The 17,736-nt window shown below is 58.3% G+C and carries 19 protein-coding genes; 14 read left to right on the top strand and 5 right to left on the bottom strand.

Annotated features, from left to right (window positions below):
• Nucleotides 1-56: 56 nt before the first annotated feature.
• A complete protein-coding gene (locus ACM110_RS01220) occupies nt 57-689 on the top strand; it encodes a glutathione S-transferase family protein (protein ID WP_416126230.1) in 633 nt (210 codons plus the stop codon).
• The gene (locus ACM110_RS01215) at nt 686-1,630 is read left to right on the top strand and encodes a Nudix family hydrolase (protein ID WP_416126229.1); all 945 of its coding nucleotides are present in this window, start codon (nt 686-688) and stop codon (nt 1,628-1,630) included. The genes ACM110_RS01220 and ACM110_RS01215 overlap by 4 nt, the downstream gene beginning before the upstream one ends.
• Nucleotides 1,631-1,764: 134 nt before the next feature.
• Here ACM110_RS01215 and ACM110_RS01210 read toward each other — a convergent pair whose 3' ends face one another.
• From ACM110_RS01210 to ACM110_RS01200, 3 genes are read right to left on the bottom strand one after another with little or no spacing between them, the layout of a single operon-like run.
• The gene (locus tag ACM110_RS01210; protein ID WP_416126228.1) at nt 1,765-2,346 is read right to left on the bottom strand and encodes a cob(I)yrinic acid a,c-diamide adenosyltransferase; all 582 of its coding nucleotides are present in this window, start codon (nt 2,344-2,346) and stop codon (nt 1,765-1,767) included.
• 3 nt (nt 2,347-2,349) lie between these two features.
• Entirely contained in the window at nt 2,350-4,386 is a 2,037-nt protein-coding gene (locus ACM110_RS01205) for a sensor histidine kinase (RefSeq protein ID WP_416126227.1), read from the bottom strand.
• Between the two features lie 45 nt (nt 4,387-4,431).
• Nucleotides 4,432-5,349, bottom strand: a complete 918-nt coding sequence (locus ACM110_RS01200) for a putative 2-dehydropantoate 2-reductase (RefSeq protein WP_416126226.1) — start codon at nt 5,347-5,349, stop codon at nt 4,432-4,434.
• Between the two features lie 142 nt (nt 5,350-5,491).
• Between ACM110_RS01200 and ACM110_RS01195 the strand changes: the two genes are divergently transcribed.
• Nucleotides 5,492-5,977 (top strand): YajQ family cyclic di-GMP-binding protein, encoded by a 486-nt coding sequence (locus tag ACM110_RS01195; protein ID WP_060539637.1) that lies wholly within the window; start codon nt 5,492-5,494, stop codon nt 5,975-5,977.
• A 138-nt stretch (nt 5,978-6,115) separates the two neighbouring features.
• Nucleotides 6,116-6,958, top strand: a complete 843-nt coding sequence (locus tag ACM110_RS01190) for a mechanosensitive ion channel family protein (RefSeq protein ID WP_416126225.1) — start codon at nt 6,116-6,118, stop codon at nt 6,956-6,958.
• Between the two features lie 208 nt (nt 6,959-7,166).
• Here the strand turns inward: ACM110_RS01190 and ACM110_RS01185 are convergent, their stop codons facing one another.
• Nucleotides 7,167-8,495, bottom strand: a complete 1,329-nt coding sequence (locus tag ACM110_RS01185) for an OprD family porin (protein ID WP_338582634.1) — start codon at nt 8,493-8,495, stop codon at nt 7,167-7,169.
• Between the two features lie 916 nt (nt 8,496-9,411).
• Here ACM110_RS01185 and ACM110_RS01180 point away from each other — a divergent pair.
• Together ACM110_RS01180 and ACM110_RS01175 are read left to right on the top strand one after the other, a co-directional pair.
• Entirely contained in the window at nt 9,412-9,837 is a 426-nt protein-coding gene (locus ACM110_RS01180) for an HIT domain-containing protein (protein ID WP_416126406.1), read from the top strand.
• A 3-nt stretch (nt 9,838-9,840) separates the two neighbouring features.
• On the top strand, nt 9,841-10,047 hold the full coding sequence (locus tag ACM110_RS01175) for a SlyX family protein (protein ID WP_077045694.1): 207 nt from the start codon (nt 9,841-9,843) through the stop codon (nt 10,045-10,047).
• Nucleotides 10,048-10,107: 60 nt separating this feature from the next.
• Here ACM110_RS01175 and ACM110_RS01170 read toward each other — a convergent pair whose 3' ends face one another.
• On the bottom strand, nt 10,108-10,710 hold the full coding sequence (locus ACM110_RS01170; protein ID WP_416126224.1) for a cold shock domain-containing protein membrane protein: 603 nt from the start codon (nt 10,708-10,710) through the stop codon (nt 10,108-10,110).
• 309 nt (nt 10,711-11,019) lie between these two features.
• Between ACM110_RS01170 and ACM110_RS01165 the strand changes: the two genes are divergently transcribed.
• The 8 genes from ACM110_RS01165 (at nt 11,020) to ruvB (ending at nt 17,675) form a co-directional block, all read left to right on the top strand.
• Entirely contained in the window at nt 11,020-11,490 is a 471-nt protein-coding gene (locus tag ACM110_RS01165; protein WP_150772351.1) for a Dps family protein, read from the top strand.
• A gap of 257 nt (nt 11,491-11,747) precedes the next feature.
• Nucleotides 11,748-12,098: a ribbon-helix-helix domain-containing protein gene (locus ACM110_RS01160; protein ID WP_416126223.1), complete on the top strand. Its 351-nt coding sequence runs from the start codon at nt 11,748-11,750 to the stop codon at nt 12,096-12,098.
• Between the two features lie 123 nt (nt 12,099-12,221).
• On the top strand, nt 12,222-12,443 hold the full coding sequence (locus ACM110_RS01155) for an FmdB family zinc ribbon protein (protein ID WP_007977333.1): 222 nt from the start codon (nt 12,222-12,224) through the stop codon (nt 12,441-12,443).
• Between the two features lie 121 nt (nt 12,444-12,564).
• Nucleotides 12,565-14,340, top strand: coding sequence for an aspartate--tRNA ligase (gene aspS, locus ACM110_RS01150; protein ID WP_338582628.1), 1,776 nt, complete (start codon nt 12,565-12,567; stop codon nt 14,338-14,340).
• 130 nt (nt 14,341-14,470) lie between these two features.
• Nucleotides 14,471-15,217: a YebC/PmpR family DNA-binding transcriptional regulator gene (locus tag ACM110_RS01145; RefSeq protein ID WP_338582627.1), complete on the top strand. Its 747-nt coding sequence runs from the start codon at nt 14,471-14,473 to the stop codon at nt 15,215-15,217.
• A 148-nt stretch (nt 15,218-15,365) separates the two neighbouring features.
• Complete coding sequence (gene ruvC / locus ACM110_RS01140) at nt 15,366-15,890, top strand: crossover junction endodeoxyribonuclease RuvC (RefSeq protein WP_338582626.1); 525 nt, start codon at nt 15,366-15,368, stop codon at nt 15,888-15,890.
• 114 nt (nt 15,891-16,004) lie between these two features.
• Nucleotides 16,005-16,613 carry a Holliday junction branch migration protein RuvA gene (ruvA, locus tag ACM110_RS01135; RefSeq protein ID WP_056852661.1) on the top strand — a complete coding sequence of 203 codons (609 nt, stop codon included), beginning with the start codon at nt 16,005-16,007 and terminating at the stop codon, nt 16,611-16,613.
• The gene (gene ruvB / locus ACM110_RS01130) at nt 16,614-17,675 is read left to right on the top strand and encodes a Holliday junction branch migration DNA helicase RuvB (protein ID WP_150763668.1); all 1,062 of its coding nucleotides are present in this window, start codon (nt 16,614-16,616) and stop codon (nt 17,673-17,675) included.
• Nucleotides 17,676-17,736 lie beyond the last annotated feature (61 nt).

Raw genomic sequence — 17,736 nt, 5'->3', positions numbered from 1 at the left:
GGCCTGTCAGTCGCCAACTAGACTGGCGTGTTCCCTCATCATGAAAGGCCCCGACTATGAGCCTGCACCTGATCATCGGCGACAAACTGCTTTCTTCCTGGTCCCTGCGCGGCGCCCTGGCGCTCGATCTGACCGGAGCGACTTACACCGAAGAACTGATCAAACTGAACCAGCCAGACACCCGCGAGCGAGTACTCAAGCATTCGCCGACCGGCAAAGTGCCGCTGTTGAAGACTGAACACGGCACCATCGCCGACTCCCTGGCGATTGCCGAATACCTGGCCGAACGGTTTCCCGACGCGAACCTGTGGCCCAAAGACACTGCCGCCCGTGCCCAGGCACGTTCGGCGTGCGCGCAGATGCACAGTGGTTTCTTCGCCATGCGCGGCAACATGCCGTTCGACCTGAGCCATGACGCCGCGCTGTCGCCGGTTCCGGCAGATGTGCAGGCGGACATCGAACGCATGTCGGCGTTGTGGGCCGAGTGCCGTGCTGCCGCGACCGAAGCGGGTCCGTACCTGTTTGGTCGCATCAGTTTGGCTGACGTGTTCTTTGCCCCGATCGCCGTGCGTCTGCGCACCTATCAGGTGAAACTGTCCGCGGTTGATCAGGCCTATATTGAAACCATCTACCAATGGCCAGCCTTCAAGGCCTGGCAGAAGGCCGGACTGGAGGAAATCGAGCGGTGAAACGAGTACACGTAGCGGCTGCCGTTATCCGTGACGACAGCGGCAAGATCCTGATTGCCCGTCGTGCCGATACCCAACACCAGGGCGGCCTGTGGGAGTTTCCCGGTGGTAAGGTCGAGGCCGACGAATCGGTGCAAACCGCTCTGGGCCGCGAGCTTCAAGAGGAGCTGGGCATCGTGGTCAATGCGGCTCGCCCGTTGATCAAGGTGCGCCACGATTACCCGGACAAGCAGGTGTTGCTGGATGTCTGGGAAGTCTCGGCGTTCAGCGGCGAGCCGCACGGCGCCGAAGGCCAGCCATTGGCCTGGGTGACGGCGCGTGATTTGTCGGGCTATGAGTTCCCCGAGGCCAACCGGCCAATCGTCGCGGCGGCGCGCTTGCCGGATCAGTACCTGATCACGCCGGAAGATCTCGAAACGCCAGCCCTGTTGCGGGGCATTCAGAAAGCCATCGCCGGTGGCATCAAGTTGATTCAATTGCGTGCGCCGAACGGTTACGACCCGAAGTATCGCGACCTGGCCGTGGATGCGGTGGGGCTGTGTGCCGGCAAAGCGCAGTTGATGATCAAGGGGCCGTTCGAGTGGCTGGGAGACTTCCCGTCCGCCGGTTGGCACATCACCTCGGCGCAACTGCGCAAGTACGCGGCGGCCGGTCGACCGCTGCCGGCATCGCGCTGGTTGGCGGCGTCCTGCCATAACGCTGAGGAACTGGCGTTGGCCGAAGAGATGGGCGTGGACTTCGTGACTTTGTCGCCGGTGCAGCCGACGCTGACGCATCCGGGGGCTCAGCCGCTGGGCTGGGAACAGGCGTCGAGCTTGATCGAAGGGTTCAGCAAACCGGTGTTTTTGCTCGGTGGCGTTGGCCCGGCGGAAGTCGAGAAAGCCTGGGCGACGGGAGCGCAGGGTGTGGCAGGGATTCGGGCGTTTTGGCCTGAGGCTTGATTTTGTGGTGAGGCTGCTGGCCTCATCGCGGGCAAGCCTTGCTCCTACTGGTTCGTGTCGTTCGCTAATGTTCTGATCGACTCGAAACCCGTAGGAGCAAGGCTTGCCCGCGATGGCGTCCTTGAAGGCGCCGACTAAATCACAGGCTTCGCCGCCGCTTGCCAAAGAATCTCGGCAACCCCCTGACGCTTGGCAATCACCCGCGCCACCACAAACAACAAATCCGACAACCGATTGATGTACGCCAGGCCAACCCCGGCCAACGGCTCAATCGCATTCAACTGCTGACAGCGGCGCTCGGCACTGCGCGCCAGGCTGCGGCAGACGTGGGCCTGAGCAATCAACGCCGAGCCACCCGGCAGAATGAAATTCTCCAGCGGCCCCAGCTCTTCATTCCACACATCGATCGCCGCTTCCAGGCGTTCGATTTCTGCCGCGTTCAACGCCTGATATTCCGGCATCGCCAGTTCGCCGCCAAGGTCGAACAACCGATGCTGACAGGGCGCCAATACCTCGATCACTTCCTTTAGTCCCGGAAATTCGGCGCTTTGCGCGGCGAGCCCGGCCAGCAATACACCGACCTGACTGTTCAGCGAATCAACCTCGCCAATGGCCTCAATCCGCGGGTGATCCTTGGGTACGCGGCGGCCGTCGCCCAGTCCGGTTTCGCCTTTGTCGCCGGTGCGGGTGTAAATCTTCGACAAGCGAAAGCCCATGGATTACCTCGATAGCTGATTGAGTTCTTGAGAGACGAGCGGGGTGCCCGCCAGTGGCAGGCGCAAGGTGAAACAGGTGCCTTGCCCGAGGGTCGATTGCACTTCCATCTGGCCCTTGTGGTTGTTGGTGATGATGAAATACGAAACCGACAGCCCGAGACCGGTGCCCTGGCCAATTTCCTTGGTGGTGAAAAACGGTTCGAACGTACGCTTGCGCACGTTTTCGCTCATGCCGATGCCATTGTCCTCGACCTGGATTTCTGCCCAGGGCGGGTTGAGCCGGGTGCGCAGAATGATCCGCCCCGGTTCGCTGTCGTCTTCGCGCTGGTGGATGGCCTGGGCGGCGTTTTTCAGCAGGTTGAGCAGCACCTGTTCCAGTTCGTTGGCGGTGCCGGGGACCGGGCCGAGTGCCGGATCGAACTGGCGAATGATGGCCTGGCCCTTGAAGTCGAAACCGATTGCCAGGTCGAAGTCGTTACCGGCGATTTCCACCGCTTGGTCGATCAGCGCCGGCAAGTCGCACGGGGCCATTTGCCGGGTGCTGCGGCGACTGAAGCTGAGCATGTGGGTGACAATTTTCGCCGCCCGGGCGCCGGCCTGTTGAATGCCGTCAAGTAACTGCGGCACCTCACGCGCTTGCAGGTAACTGTTGACCGTCGACAGCTCGACGCCAACCTGTTCGGCCTGTTCGAGGTTCTTCGGCAGTTCGGTGGACAGGCGTCGGCGAATATTCTGCACGTTGTGCAGGATCGCCCCCAGCGGGTTGTTGATCTCGTGGGCCATGCCGGCCGCAAGACCACCGACGGAGAGCATTTTCTCTGACTGCACCATCATTTCTTCCAGCGACAGGCGCTGGGTGATGTCGTCGATCCGGATCACCACACCGCGTCCGGCGCCGCCCATCAGCGGATAGAACGTCAAGGCGTAATGGCGGGCGTCATCGTCCTTGACCCAGGTCACGCGCTCGATCTTGGCCACTGTGTGCTGCTCGACGGTTTGCTTGAGTTGCGGCAGAAACGGCTTGAGCGGTTCGAAGGCGAGGAAGATCGGTTGATTCAGGGCTTCGTCCAGGCGGGTGCCGGAGAGGGCGCTGGCCTCCTGGTTCCATTGCGTCACGTAGAGCTGTTCGTCGAGGGCGATCAGCGCCGATGGCATGGAGTCGATGATGCTGTTGAGGTAGTTCTGGAACCCGGTGAGTTTCTTTTCGATCTTGCTGCGCACCTGGACTTCGAGCTCAAGCTTGCGATTGGTGTGGCGGGTTTCCTCGGCCAGGCCCTGGGCCTGGTCATAAGCGGCCTGGGAATCATCCCGCGCCCGTTTGAGCTGCTGCTCCCGCGCCTCGATGCGCGACAGCATGGTGTTGAATGCCTCGGCGAGGCTGCCGATTTCATCGTGGTTGCCCCGGGAGGCGCGCAAGGCGTAGTTCTCTTCACGGGTCACCTGGCGGGACAGCTCTTCGAGTTGATGGATCGGCCGGGTGATCAGGCGTTTGATCTGGCGCGCGATCACCAGCCACAACAGCACACTGAAGATCAGGATCCCGAGGCTGGCTGTGAGAGTCCCGGTGTAGAACGCCATCGGTAGTTCACTGCTGGCCACCAGCAGCAGATGGCCAGGTGCGGCACCGGGGCGGGGCAGTGTGATGATTTGATTGCTGCGAAACTCGGTGGCTTGCCACGATTCGATGTGCCGGTAACGTTCCGGCAATTTTAAGTGATCGCCATGCTGCAACTGCGCCAGGCGTTCGCCCCGACCGTCGTACAGTGCCGCGGCACGTAACGGCGAGTAGCTGTTGAGTTCGTCGAGCAGGCGTTGGGCGCTTTGCGGTGAAGTCAGCGCATCGGAGATCAGGCTCGGGTTCGACACCAGGCGGCCGATGGTCTGCAAGGCCTGGGGCGCCATGCTTTCCTGGGAGATGTAATACGCGGCGCTGATGAAGGTCAGGTTGGCGACCAGCAGGACAGTGGTCAACAGCACCAACAGGGCGGCCAGCAGTTTCTGGCCGACAGGAAGGTTTTCAAGGCGCTGGCGCAATGGCATCAGGTTTATCGCTGCAAAGGAACAAGTGGCCAGCGTAGCCGCTGCTCAGTCGCTGGGCAATCCAAGGCTGTGGAGGCGGGTGATCAGCCGCTGCTGCAATTGATTGATATGCGGCAGGTTCAATTGATGCCGGGAGGCGACTTTGCAGGCATGGCCCAGCAGGTAGCTGATTTCGGTGCGGCGCCGGTTGCTGACGTCCTGGTACATCGACGAGTAATTGGCGGCGGTCGCGTGGATCACCCGTTCTACTTCCTGTTGCAGATTCTCGGCGGCGGCAGGCTGACCGCAACGCTCAAGCAGTTCGGTGAGTTCGCCGCAGAGAGTAGCGACTTCGCAGCTATGGTCCTGCAAACCGCCATTTCGGCAGTCGTGCAGCACCGTCAGCGGGTTGATTGCACAGTTCAGCGCCAGTTTGCGCCAGAGCCGGGTCAGGATTTCGGTGCTCCACTCATGGGGAATGCCGGCGGCGTCGAGGTCGTCCAGCCAGATCGGCGCGACGGGATGGCCGGCATCGCCCAGCCAGGTGAACCCGTGGCCGGCGAACACCACGCGCCAGTCACCATCGCGGAAGGCGCCTTCGGTGCTTGAGGCATAAATGCAGCGTGCCTGCGGTACTTGCCCCGCTACGGCGTCCTGACTGCCCAGACCGTTCTGCAACAGAATCAGTTCGGCGCCGGGGGCCAGGCGGGGCGCCAATTGCGCAACGGCCTGTTCGGCGTCGTAAGCTTTGCAGGCGACCAACAGGCGATTGATCGGTGCTTCGCTGTCTGGTGTTTCGGCGGGTACCGGGTAGCACTGTGCTTCGCCGTGTTCGACCAATGTCAGCCCGCCGGCCGCCTCATAAGCCTGCAAGCGTGTGGCATCGCGCACAATCAGCCGCACGGGCATCCCGGCCCGGGCCAGACGCGTGGCCCATAACGTGCCGAGACTGCCGGCGCCGAGGACATGCCAAGTGGTAGACATCAGCTTTTTGCCTTGTTTGACGCGCGCATGGACAGCTCGCAGTGAATGATGGGAAAGACCCGTTATAATCAGCGCGGATTTTTACCGCAAGCCAGGCGTGCTCCGTCTTGATCGAGCGCCCCCTATTTATTGGAGAGATTACATGCCGTCGTTCGACGTGGTATCCGAACTGGACAAACACGAAGTCACCAACGCGGTCGAGAACGCCGTCAAGGAACTCGATCGTCGCTATGACCTGAAAGGCAAAGGCAGCTTCGAGTTCAAGGAAAAGGACCTGACCGTCAACCTGACCGCAGAGGCCGATTTCCAGCTTGAAGCGATGATTGAGATCCTCAAGCTGGCCCTGGTCAAGCGCAAAATCGATGTGCAGTGCCTTGAAGTCAAGGACGCGTTCGCATCGGGCAAGCTGATGAAGCAGGAAGCCGTCCTCAAGGAAGGCATCGACAAAGAGATGGCGAAGAAGATTGTCGCACACGTCAAAGACGCCAAGTTGAAGGTCCAGGCCGCCATTCAGGGTGAGCAAGTGCGCATCACCGGCAAGAAGCGTGATGATCTTCAGGAAGCTATCGCTGCACTGCGCGCCAAGGAATTCGGCATGCCGCTGCAGTTCAACAACTTCCGCGACTGACGTACACAGCGGGAACCTCTCGGCGTTTTCGGCGTCCGAGGCCCAAGCAACGGTAGAAATGGTTGACCCCGCGAGGGCTCGATCCTTTCTGCCGTTTATTTTTCGCGTGCCGGGTGCCCGGAAATCAGGAGAACGTAGATGGACTTGAATGCTGAAGTAGATAACCTGGTCAAGGTGTCGCAAACCTGGATCCCGATGATCATGGAATACGGCAGCCGTGTGCTGTTGGCGGTCATCACCCTCGCCATCGGCTGGTGGTTGATCAACAAGGTCACGAAAAAACTCGGCGGCCTGATTGCGTTGCGCAATGCTGACCTGGCGTTGCAAGGCTTTATCAGCAGCCTGGCGAACATCATTCTGAAGATTCTGTTGATCGTCAGCGTGGCGTCGATGATCGGTGTGGAAACCACCTCGTTCGTGGCGGCCATCGGTGCGGCAGGCCTGGCCATCGGCTTGGCATTGCAAGGCAGCCTGGCGAACTTCGCCGGTGGCGTGCTGATTTTGCTGTTCCGCCCGTTTCGCATCGGTGACTGGATCGAAGCTCAGGGTGTGGCCGGTACTGTCGACAGTATCCAGATCTTCCACACCGTGTTGCGCACCGGTGATAACAAAACCATCATTGTGCCAAACGGTAACCTGTCGAATGGCATCATCACCAACACCAACCGTCAGCCGACTCGCAAGGTAGTGTTTGACGTAGGTGTCGATTACGAAGCGGACTTGCAAAAGGCTCGTCAAGTATTGCTGGACCTGGCCAAGGATCCGCGCGTATTGGCAGATCCGGAGCCGCAAGCGGTTATTTCGACACTGGGTGACAGTTCGATCACTGTTTCCCTGCGTGTCTGGGTGAAGACCGCGGATTACTGGGATGTGATGTTCATGTTTAATGAGCAGTCCCGTGATCGTTTGAAAAAGGCCGGTATCGATATTCCATTCCCGCAGCGGGTTGTTCGCGTGGTTCAGGAAGCGGCAGTACAGTAAGCGTACTTTCAATAGTTACTGTACGAGCCCAGGAGATTAATAGTCTCTTGGGCTTTTTTGTGAGTTTTGATCGAGTCATTTCAAAAAGTACTAATGTTATGAATCGAAGTTGTTTGTCGCTGCGTCAGCTTTGTGGCAGGCATAAAAAAACGCCCACCTGAAGAGGTGGGCGTTTTTGTTTTACAGTACTGCCGGGATTACACCCTGATTACAGGATGCTCAGCGGGTACTCAATGATTACACGGGTGTCGTAGTTGTCAGACGAGTAGTTCTGGTATGCGCCGTTTGCACGGTAGTTGGCGAAACGCACACGGAACGACAGGTCTTTGGCTGGACCTTCCTGCAGGACGTACTTGGACTCGACGTTCCACTCGTTTTCCTTACCTTCACCCAGACCGTTGGTCTCGATGTTGTTACCCATTACGTAACGGGTCATGAAGCTCAGACCAGGTACGCCGTAGGTAGCCATGTTCAGGTCGTAGCGAGCTTGGTAGGATTTCTCCTCGCGGCCCACGAAGTCGGAGATCTGAATGGAGTTGGATACGAAGATGGTGCTGTTACCGTCAACGCCGTAGTAGTAAGCGTTGTCGCCGCTGGACTGCTGGTAGGCCAGGGTGAACTTGTGAGCGCCGAGGCTGTAAGCAGCTGCCAGGGACCACAGGTTGTTGTCCACGCCCAGGGTGCCGTCGCCGATTGCGTCGACCAGGTCGCCACGATCATCGCCTTTGGTTTTGTAACCGTTCAGGTCGAAGTTCAGGGACTGATCATCAGAGATCGGCAGGGTGTAGTTCAGGTTGATGTAGTACTTTTTGAAGTAGTCTTCAGCATCCGACGCAGCGATGGCACCGGTGAAGTTATCGGTGAAGGCGTAGCTGGCACCGAAGATGTTGATGCCGTTGCTCAGGCCTTTGCCGTGGTTGCCGTCTTCGTCGGTCAGACCGCCGATGCTGTCACGGGCCATACCGGTTTGCTTGCTCAGCGCGGTGAAACGACCGGCGCTAAGTTCCAGGCCTTTGATCTCTTTGGAAGTGATCAGGGTACCGGTTGCAACTTCTGGCAGCAGACGGCTGTCATCGGTAGCGAATACTGGGCTGGCAACGAATTGCTGGCCGTATTTCAGGACGGTGTCGGACAGACGCAGTTTAACTGCACCGCCTACCTTGCCCTGGGATTTCTCTGGGTTGCCGTCGCTGTCGTTGGCGAACAGGCCGTTACCGCGGTGGCCCGAGCCGCCGTCCAGTTTGACCGAACCCATTGCCATGGCGTCGAGACCGAAACCGATGGTGCCTTGAGTGAAGCCCGACTCGTAGGTGAGCAACTGGCTCAGACCGGAATCCTGACGATAGCCAGCAGTACCGGAAGTACCGTTGTCTGCACCGTTCTTGAAATCGCGGTTCATGTACTCAAAACGGGTTTTGAGTTTCAGGCTCGAATCATCGATGAAACCCTTGGATTCGTCCTGCGAGGACGCCATTGCGAACTGCGAGGTGCCTGCTGCAACAGCCAGTGCGATCATGCTCCACTTCATCACGCGCATCGTGATTTGCTCCTTTGGTTTTTAGAAGAGTACTGCCGTCCCACCTGTTTTATTATCTGGGCGGCTCTTTCTTTTTGTGTCGGCGCAAACTTATATCACGCCGACAATGTTGGCGATACTTGCGCATCTAACCTTTCAGCTTCTTTACGAGCCTGTCGCAAACAGCTTGCTAGATGTCGCAAATTTACAGCCCCGATGCAACCGGACTGACAACTTTAATGCTGTTTTTCTGGGCTGGTGCATCGGTAAAAAGAGTCCCTGGTGAAACGATTGAATCTCCATCGGGCTACCCTGCCACTGTTTTAATTGGTCTAAAGGGTTCCCGCTTCCAGCGGTGCCTTATAGACGATGTGGGTGTGAATGCAACAAGCGTGCACAAATCAGCATTCCATGGATATTTTTTTCTAATGCGCCGCTTGGTGCCGTAAAAACCTCATAAAACCGGGGGGTTCATCCTGCTGGTGTTTGGACTTGACGCCATCCTTCGCATCGTGTTGACCATCCTGTTACCGCGGCGTGACAACCAAAAACGTTACCGGTTCACCCCGCCGTTGAGTAATTGGCGGATATGCGAAGCAGTCAGCGTAGACGCACTGTGCGGTTTTGGTGCAAAAATTTTTATTCGCTGTACTGAATCCATACAGCTTGGCGGCTCCCGGAGCATGAGCGCATCGTTGTGTTTCGGTCATTTCAGCGCTTTTTGTGGTGTCGCCGGTTCGCTAATGGTGCGTTTTGCTTAGAAGTGGTTCATCCCGGGGCGCTCTGGCGTCCATTACTGGAACCTCAAGGTGGTCGTAGTGTGGTTGGTCGTGAAGCTGGCGCCGTTCGCAGGTATGCTGCCGTCCAGTCGCTTGGTGCACGATCTTTCGGGATGGGCGCTAAGCTGAAAATTGATGAACTGGCGGGAGTGCGCGCAGTGTTCGCTTTAGATCCACGACTTCAACAAGACACGCTACCGATCGGTGATTTCCCGCTGTGCCGGTTGCTGTTGTCCAACGATTCGAATTATCCCTGGTTCATCCTGGTGCCTCGTCGCGACGATATCAGCGAGATATTTCAGTTGGATGTCGCCGATCAACTGCAATTGTGGAAGGAAACGACCCGTTTGTCGGAGTTGCTCAAGGATTCGTTCGATGCTGACAAGTTGAATGTCGCGGCCCTGGGTAATGTGGTCAGTCAGTTGCACATGCATGTGATCGTGCGTAAACGAGAGGACGCTGCCTGGCCCGCTCCGGTTTGGGGTAAACATCCGGCCAAGCCGTACAGCGCAGAGCAGGTCGCGGCGATTCGCGAGCGGTTGCGCCTGGTGTTGACCGATAATTTCACGTTCGTGGAGGGTTGAATCATGAGCCTGGAAGATCGCGTTACCGATCTGGAGAGTCAGTTGGCGTTTCAGGATGACACCATCCAGGCGTTGAATGATGTGCTGGCAGCGCAGCAACGGGCGGTGGAGCGCCTGCAACTGCAGATGGCGGCGCTGCTCAAGCGCCAGGAAGAAATGGCCGGCCAGTTCGAGACTTTCGAAGAAGAGGCACCGCCTCCGCATTACTGAAATGCAGGCAATAAAAAACCGCGAGCAGCCAGGCTGTTCGCGGTTTTTTTTTGCCTTGGATCAGCGTCGCGGCAGGGCGGCGATCACATCTTCGGCTTGCAGGCCTTTGTCACGATTCATCACGGAGAATTCCACGCGCTGGCCTTCGACCAGAACGCGGTGACCTTCACCGCGAATGGCCCGGAAGTGCACGAAAATATCGTCGCCGGAATCGCGGGAGATGAAGCCGAAGCCTTTGGAAGTATTGAACCACTTGACGGTGCCGGTATCGCGGTTGCTCATGTCGTAGCTTGGCGACGCGGCAGCCGGTGACGATTTGTAGAAGCTGATGGCCAGGTGCAGAAAAACAGCGGCCAGGGCGGCGACCAGGCTGAACAGAACGGCAGGTTGACCGGCGATGACGGGCATCGGTGCGATCAGCGTCAGGGTTTGCAGAACGACAGCCAGAACCAGCAGGGCGCTGACCAGGTTTTGCAGTTGATGACGTGGACCTTTGTTCCAGTAAGGGATGACGGGTGCAAGGGTAAGGTTAAGCAGGCCGAAAAGGGCCAGGTACAGTGCATCGGGCTGTTGCAGGTAAGGTACGGCTTCGGAACGCAGGCTAGGGATGAAGGACAGCAGCAAGGCCGCTGCACCTATTAGCAGGTGGACGATTTTCAACATTTTGATTGACTCACGTTAAGGCAGCTCACAAGGAAGAGCTGATGAGGCACGGTTCGCTTCAGAACAATTGGAGGCGTTGGACACGTACCCGATATCAGCCTATGCGCAGCACCCGGAAAAAATAGGCACCCACGACACGCTGTCTATTTAACAGCAAAGCCGCAGGCTACTCAAATCAGGGCGTCCAGCGGTGTGTCGGGGGCGATTTGTCGCAGGCTCATGGGCGATCCAGGGCTGCGATGCGGCGACAGGCTTGCTAGAGTGGTCCTGCACCTGTTGGATGAATTTCATCACCTTTAGGGGAAAAACATGGCAATCGATATCGGTATCAGTGAAGAGGATCGCAAGTCCATCGTCGACGGACTCTCGCGTCTGCTGTCGGACACCTACGTACTTTATTTGAAGACCCATAACTTCCACTGGAACGTCACCGGGCCGATGTTCCGGACCCTGCACCTGATGTTCGAGGAGCAATACAACGAGTTGGCCCTGGCGGTCGATTCGATTGCCGAGCGGATTCGTGCCCTCGGTTTTCCTGCGCCCGGTGCCTACGCCGTTTATGCGCGACTGTCCTCTATTAAAGAGGAGGAGGGCGTGCCTGCCGCCGAAGACATGATCAGGCAATTGGTCGAGGGGCAGGAGGCCGTCACCCGTACGGCTCGCGGGATCTTTCCGCTGCTCGACAAAGTCAGTGACGAGCCGACGGCTGATCTGCTGACCCAGCGTATGCAGGTTCACGAAAAAACCGCATGGATGCTCCGCGCCCTGCTGGATCAGTAACGCTCTGGCGCGCGAATGGCGCCCTGTGGGTGCTGTTGGCGCGTCACCTTGATCCCTCGAAAAGCACCTGTCTGTTGACCGAGTTTTCGTCAGTCTGCGTGGGAAAACCGACGGCGTAGGACGCACTCCACGATCTGCCCTCAGCTGTTGGCATATCCTACGCAGATGGTCAAAAAGTCATCTGGATATAACTTTGCCCTCGCGGTTTTATAAGCGTGCTTATGAAAACCGAGAGATGGCAAAGGAGTGTCAACGATATGGTTTATGGAGAGAGGCGAAACGAAGGGGCAATCGGTCCGGTAAAGGATAGAGGGATTGATCCGTTTGTCAGTGAATTCGATATGGGGCTGGTCCAGCCCTTGTCCCGGTCGGTGCGGTTGAATGGCTTCGCCACCTGTTTGCGACTTGAGCAGGTCTACTGGGATATTCTGGGCGAAATCGCCCGGCTCAATGGCTGCTCGGTCAGCGCGTTGTTGTCTTACGTGGATCGCGAAGTGCATTTGCGCCATGGCGGGGTGAAGAACTTCAGCGGACTGGTGCGGGTGGTCTGTGTTGTACACAGTCTGAAGGAAGGAGGTTGTGGGGTGATGGCTCAGTCTCGGCAGTGAAAGGGTCGCATGTCGATCTGTGCAGTCTTACGGCTGCACAGGCTGCATTTAATGGATATAATCCCGCTCTTTGCCGCAAAACCCCGCGTGCGCGGTAGCAATCTGATCGCCGAGACAACCTCCATGCCGATGTACGATTATCAATGTGCTTCCTGTGGTCATCAGTTGGAAGCCATTCAAAAGATCAGCGATGCACCGCTGGTCGACTGCCCTGCCTGTCAGGCGCCAGAGCTCAAGAAGATGCTGTCCATGCCGGGCTTCCGCCTCAGCGGTACTGGCTGGTACGAGACCGATTTCAAGACCGGTTCCAAGAAGAACCTGGCCGGCGGCGACAAAGCTGACTAAGGTCTGGAACCTGAGTTGAACGACACGTGTGCTCTTGCATCACCCGACGCCTTTTTAAAGGCAGGGGGCTGCTGCAGGATCTCCAACCGAATTTCGAATTACGAGAAGTGAAACCACGACCATGATGCGCAGCCATTATTGCGGCCAACTGAACGAAAGCCTGGAAGGCCAGGAAATTACCCTTTGCGGATGGGTCCACCGTCGCCGTGACCACGGTGGGGTGATTTTCCTCGATATCCGTGATCGTGACGGTCTGGCCCAGGTCGTGTTCGATCCGGACCGCGCTGAATCCTTCGCCGCCGCCGATCGCGTGCGCAGCGAGTACGTCGTGAAGATCACCGGCAAGGTTCGCCTGCGTCCGGCGGGTGCTACCAACGCCAACATGGCGTCGGGCATGATCGAAGTCCTCGGTTATGAACTGGAAGTGCTGAACGAATCGGAAACCCCGCCGTTCCCGTTGAACGAGTTCTCCGACGTCGGCGAAGAAACCCGCCTGCGTTATCGCTTCCTCGACCTGCGTCGCCCGGAAATGGCCGAGAAGCTGCGTCTGCGTTCGCGCATGACCACCAGCATCCGTCGCTTCCTGGACGAGAACGGCTTCCTCGACGTCGAGACGCCGATCCTGACCCGTGCTACTCCGGAAGGCGCTCGCGACTACCTGGTGCCGAGCCGTACCCACGCCGGTTCGTTCTTCGCCCTGCCGCAATCGCCGCAGTTGTTCAAGCAACTGCTGATGGTGGCCGGCTTCGACCGTTACTACCAGATTGCCAAATGCTTCCGTGACGAAGACCTGCGTGCCGACCGCCAGCCGGAATTCACCCAGATCGACATCGAGACCAGCTTCCTCGATGAAAAAGAGATCATGGGCCTGACCGAGCAAATGATCCGCAACCTGTTCAAGGAAGTGCTGGGTCTGGAATTCGGTGATTTCCCTCATATGACTTTCGAAGAGGCCATGCGTCGCTACGGTTCCGACAAGCCGGACCTGCGTAACCCGCTGGAACTGGTTGACGTTGCCGATCAGCTCAAGGAAGTCGATTTCAAGGTGTTCAGCGGCCCGGCCAACGACCCGAAATGCCGTATCGCTGCCTTGCGTGTTCCAGGCGGGGCGAGCATGCCGCGCAAGCAGATCGACGATTACACCAAGTTTGTCGGTATCTACGGTGCCAAAGGCCTGGCGTACATCAAGGTCAACGAGCGCGCTGCCGGCGTTGACGGTCTGCAGTCGCCGATCGTGAAAAACATCCCGCTGGAAAACCTCAACGCTATCCTTGATCGCGTCGGTGCAGTCGACGGCGACATCGTGTTCTTCGGCGCCGACAAAGCCAAGATCGTCAGCGAAGCCCTGGGCGCGCTGCGGATCAAGCTCGGCCACGACCTGGACCTGCTGACCTGCAAGTGGGCGCCAATGTGGGTCGTCGACTTCCCGATGTTCGAAGAGAACGATGACGGTAGCTTCACCGCCTTGCACCACCCGTTCACCGCACCGAAGTGCACCCCGGAAGAGCTGGAAGCCAACCCGGCAACCGCGCTGTCCCGTGCCTACGACATGGTTCTGAACGGCACCGAGCTGGGCGGCGGTTCGATCCGTATCCACCGCAAAGAGATGCAGCAGACTGTATTCCGTCTGCTGGGTATCAACGAAGCGGAACAGGAAGAGAAATTCGGCTTCCTGCTCGACGCCCTGAAATACGGCGCGCCGCCGCACGGTGGTCTGGCCTTCGGTCTGGACCGTCTGGTGATGCTGATGACCGGCGCCCAGTCGATCCGTGAAGTGATCGCCTTCCCGAAAACCCAGAGCGCGGCGGATGTCATGACTCAGGCACCGGGTCAGGTCGATGCCAAGGCATTGCGCGAACTGCACATTCGTCTGCGCGAAACGCCAAAGGCCGAGTAAGGCTGACCAGAAGGGCGCATCCGTGGATGCGCCCTTTCTTTATAGATAGAGCTGTTCAAGATTTTTTTGTTTGCCGGCCGGCGCGAAACAGCGTGGCGGGCAATGTTTCAAAGAGAATTCGGAGCGAGTTATGGCAGGTCATTCCAAGTGGGCGAACATCAAGCACCGCAAAGAACGTCAGGATGCCAAAAAAGGCAAGATTTTCACCAAGTGGATTCGTGAACTGACTGTCGCGGCCCGTCAGGGTGGCGGTGATCCAGGTTCCAACCCGCGTCTGCGCCTGGCGTTGGACAAGGCCCTTGGCGCGAACATGAGTCGCGACATCATCGATCGGGCAGTTGCCCGTGGCGCAGGTGCAGCCGATACCGACGACATGGTCGAACTGACCTACGAAGGTTACGGTCCTGGCGGCGTGGCGGTGATGGTCGAATGCATGACCGACAACCGCAACCGCACCGCGGCCGCTGTTCGCCATGCGTTCAGCAAGTGTGGTGGCAACCTCGGTACCGACGGTTCGGTGGCCTATCTGTTCGAACGCAAGGGGCAGATCTCCTTCGCTGCCGGTGTCGATGAAGACGCGCTGATCGAAGCGGCCATGGAAGCCGATGCTGATGACGTGGTGACCAACGAAGACGGTTCCATCGATGTATTCACCTCGTTCTCCGGGTTCTACGCCGTGCGTAATGCGCTGGAAGCAGCCGGTTTCAAAGGTGATGACGCTGAAATCGTCATGCTGCCGACCACCAGCGCCGAACTGGATCTGGAAGGCGCCGAGAAAGTCCTCAAGCTGATCGATATGCTCGAAGACCTGGATGACGTGCAGAACGTTTACTCCAACGCGGAGATCCCGGAGTCGGTTGCCGCACAGCTCGGTTGATGACTCATAAAAAGATCGCAGGTTTCGGTGCGCTCTCCTGTAGGAGCTGCCGAAGGCTGCGATCTTTTGATTTTAAGAGCTAAAAGATCGCAGCCTTCGGCAGCTCCTACAGTACCCTCAGACATCGCATCAAAATTGCGCAGGCGTTATGACTTTAATTCTTGGTATCGACCCCGGTTCGCGCATCACCGGTTACGGCGTGGTTCGTGATACCGGCCGTGGCTGCGAATACGTGGCCTCCGGCTGTATCCGCACCGGCGCTGGCGAGTTGTCTGAGCGCCTACAGATTGTCTATCGCGGTGTGCGGGAAATTATCCAGACGTACAAGCCAGTGACCATGGGCATCGAAAAAGTGTTCATGGCCCGTAACGCCGATTCTGCCCTGAAGCTTGGGCAGGCCCGTGGCGCGGCCATCGTGGCGGGTGCCGAAGAAAGTTTGGAAATTGCCGAGTACACCGCGACCCAGGTTAAGCAGGCGGTCGTCGGCACCGGTGCCGCCAATAAAGAGCAGGTACAAATGATGGTCATGCATATGTTGAAGCTGACCAGCAAGCCACAAATCGATGCCTCGGATGCCCTGGCCATTGCCATTTGCCATGCTCACACCCGTTCCAGCCTGTTACCCCACGGCCTGGGTGCGGCACGCAGTCGTGGCGGGCGCCTGCGTCTCTGATAGCATCAGCAATCATTTTTCTGGAATGAGGGTTTTGCGCCTGTTTTGTCGGCACGAACCCCTCGCTCTGTCAGTCGCTGGCCCAGCGCTGGCCAACGCTCAAGGATTTGTAACGTGATTGGACGTTTGCGCGGCACTCTGGCTGAGAAACAGCCACCGCATCTGATTCTGGATGTAAACGGTCTGGGGTATGAGCTTGAAGTGCCCATGACCACGCTGTATCGCTTGCCGTCGGTCGGTGAACCGCTGACGCTGCACACCCATTTGGTCGTACGCGAAGACGCGCAGTTACTCTATGGCTTCGTCGGCAAGCGTGAGCGAGACTTTTTTCGCGAGTTGATCCGTCTCAATGGTGTGGGGCCGAAATTGGCCCTGGCCTTGATGTCGAGCCTTGAAGTCGATGAACTGGTCCGTTGCGTGCAGTCCCAGGACACCTCGGCGCTGACCAAGGTGCCGGGGGTGGGCAAGAAAACCGCCGAACGTTTGTTGGTGGAACTCAAGGACCGCTTCAAGGCCTGGGAAACCGTGCCGGCCATGTTTGCGCTGGTGCCGAACCAGCCGGACGGTCCGGCGCCGGTCAACACCGCCGAAAACGATGCGGTCAGCGCGCTGATTTCCCTGGGCTACAAGCCCCAGGAAGCCAGCAAGGCAATTTCCGCGATCAAGGAGAAAGGCTTGAGCAGTGAAGACATGATTCGTCGTGCCCTGAAGGGAATGATCTAAGTGATTGAAGCTGATCGTCTGATCGCCGCCACGGGTGCTCCCCGTGACCGCGAGGAAGTCCAGGACCGGGCGATTCGTCCTGTCAGCCTGGCCGAATACATCGGCCAGCCGACCGTTCGCGAGCAAATGGAATTGTTCATCCAGGCTGCCCGCGGGCGTAACGAGTCCCTGGATCACACATTGATTTTCGGTCCGCCGGGCTTGGGTAAAACCACCCTGGCCAACATCATCGCCCAGGAAATGGGTGTCTCGATCAAAAGCACCTCGGGGCCGGTTCTTGAGCGTCCGGGTGATCTCGCAGCGCTGCTGACCAACCTTGAACCGCACGACGTGCTGTTCATCGATGAAATCCATCGCCTGTCGCCGATTGTCGAAGAGGTACTGTACCCGGCGATGGAGGATTTCCAGCTCGACATCATGATCGGCGAAGGCCCGGCCGCGCGTTCGATCAAGCTCGATCTGCCACCCTTCACCCTGGTCGGCGCGACTACGCGAGCGGGGATGCTGACCAATCCGCTGCGCGACCGTTTCGGGATTGTGCAGCGCCTGGAGTTCTACAGCACGGCCGACCTCGCCACGATTGTCGGTCGTTCGGCGAATATCCTCGGCTTGCCGCTGGACCCTGAAGGCGCCTTCGAAATCGCCCGACGTGCCCGCGGTACACCGCGAATCGCCAACCGTTTGCTGCGCCGGGTACGCGACTTCGCCGAAGTTCGCGCCAAGGGCCACATCACCAAGCCGATTGCCGACCTGGCCCTGAACCTGCTGGATGTCGACGAACGTGGCTTCGATCATCAGGACCGGCGTCTGCTGCTGACCATGATCGAGAAGTTCGATGGCGGGCCGGTTGGCGTGGACAGTCTCGCTGCAGCGATCAGTGAGGAGCGCCACACCATTGAAGACGTGCTGGAGCCTTACCTGATTCAGCAGGGCTACATCATGCGCACCCCTCGCGGGCGAGTGGTGACGCGGCATGCGTACCTGCACTTCGGCTTAAACATTCCGTCACGATTGGGCGAGATGCCCGTGGTAGACGAGTTTCTCGATGCCGTGGACGATTAATTAACTTTTGCGGGCTGAATTTTCGGGCATTGTGCTGTCCTAGGACCGTACTTTCGCGAGA

Origin of the sequence: Pseudomonas sp. NFX98 (assembly GCF_047784845.1) — a bacterium.
Classification (GTDB): Bacteria; Pseudomonadota; Gammaproteobacteria; order Pseudomonadales; family Pseudomonadaceae; genus Aquipseudomonas.
The sequence above is the reverse complement of the archived record's forward strand: the minus strand, read 5'-3'. Positions and strand labels throughout refer to the sequence as shown.

Excerpts from the sequence above, each read along its gene's own strand:
- ACM110_RS01190 (WP_416126225.1), top strand. The coding sequence starts at position 6,116 with ATGGACTTGAATGCTGAAGTAGATAACCTGGTCAAGGTGTCGCAAACC.
- ACM110_RS01210 (WP_416126228.1), bottom strand. The coding sequence starts at position 2,346 with ATGGGCTTTCGCTTGTCGAAGATTTACACCCGCACCGGCGACAAAGGC.
- ACM110_RS01220 (WP_416126230.1), top strand. The coding sequence starts at position 57 with ATGAGCCTGCACCTGATCATCGGCGACAAACTGCTTTCTTCCTGGTCC.
- ACM110_RS01160 (WP_416126223.1), top strand. The coding sequence starts at position 11,748 with ATGGTTTATGGAGAGAGGCGAAACGAAGGGGCAATCGGTCCGGTAAAG.
- ACM110_RS01145 (WP_338582627.1), top strand. The coding sequence starts at position 14,471 with ATGGCAGGTCATTCCAAGTGGGCGAACATCAAGCACCGCAAAGAACGT.
- ACM110_RS01205 (WP_416126227.1), bottom strand. The coding sequence starts at position 4,386 with ATGCCATTGCGCCAGCGCCTTGAAAACCTTCCTGTCGGCCAGAAACTG.
- ACM110_RS01175 (WP_077045694.1), top strand. The coding sequence starts at position 9,841 with ATGAGCCTGGAAGATCGCGTTACCGATCTGGAGAGTCAGTTGGCGTTT.
- ACM110_RS01170 (WP_416126224.1), bottom strand. The coding sequence starts at position 10,710 with ATGTTGAAAATCGTCCACCTGCTAATAGGTGCAGCGGCCTTGCTGCTG.
- ruvC (WP_338582626.1), top strand. The coding sequence starts at position 15,366 with ATGACTTTAATTCTTGGTATCGACCCCGGTTCGCGCATCACCGGTTAC.
- ACM110_RS01165 (WP_150772351.1), top strand. The coding sequence starts at position 11,020 with ATGGCAATCGATATCGGTATCAGTGAAGAGGATCGCAAGTCCATCGTC.
- aspS (WP_338582628.1), top strand. The coding sequence starts at position 12,565 with ATGATGCGCAGCCATTATTGCGGCCAACTGAACGAAAGCCTGGAAGGC.
- ACM110_RS01200 (WP_416126226.1), bottom strand. The coding sequence starts at position 5,349 with ATGTCTACCACTTGGCATGTCCTCGGCGCCGGCAGTCTCGGCACGTTA.
- ACM110_RS01155 (WP_007977333.1), top strand. The coding sequence starts at position 12,222 with ATGCCGATGTACGATTATCAATGTGCTTCCTGTGGTCATCAGTTGGAA.
- ACM110_RS01185 (WP_338582634.1), bottom strand. The coding sequence starts at position 8,495 with ATGCGCGTGATGAAGTGGAGCATGATCGCACTGGCTGTTGCAGCAGGC.
- ACM110_RS01195 (WP_060539637.1), top strand. The coding sequence starts at position 5,492 with ATGCCGTCGTTCGACGTGGTATCCGAACTGGACAAACACGAAGTCACC.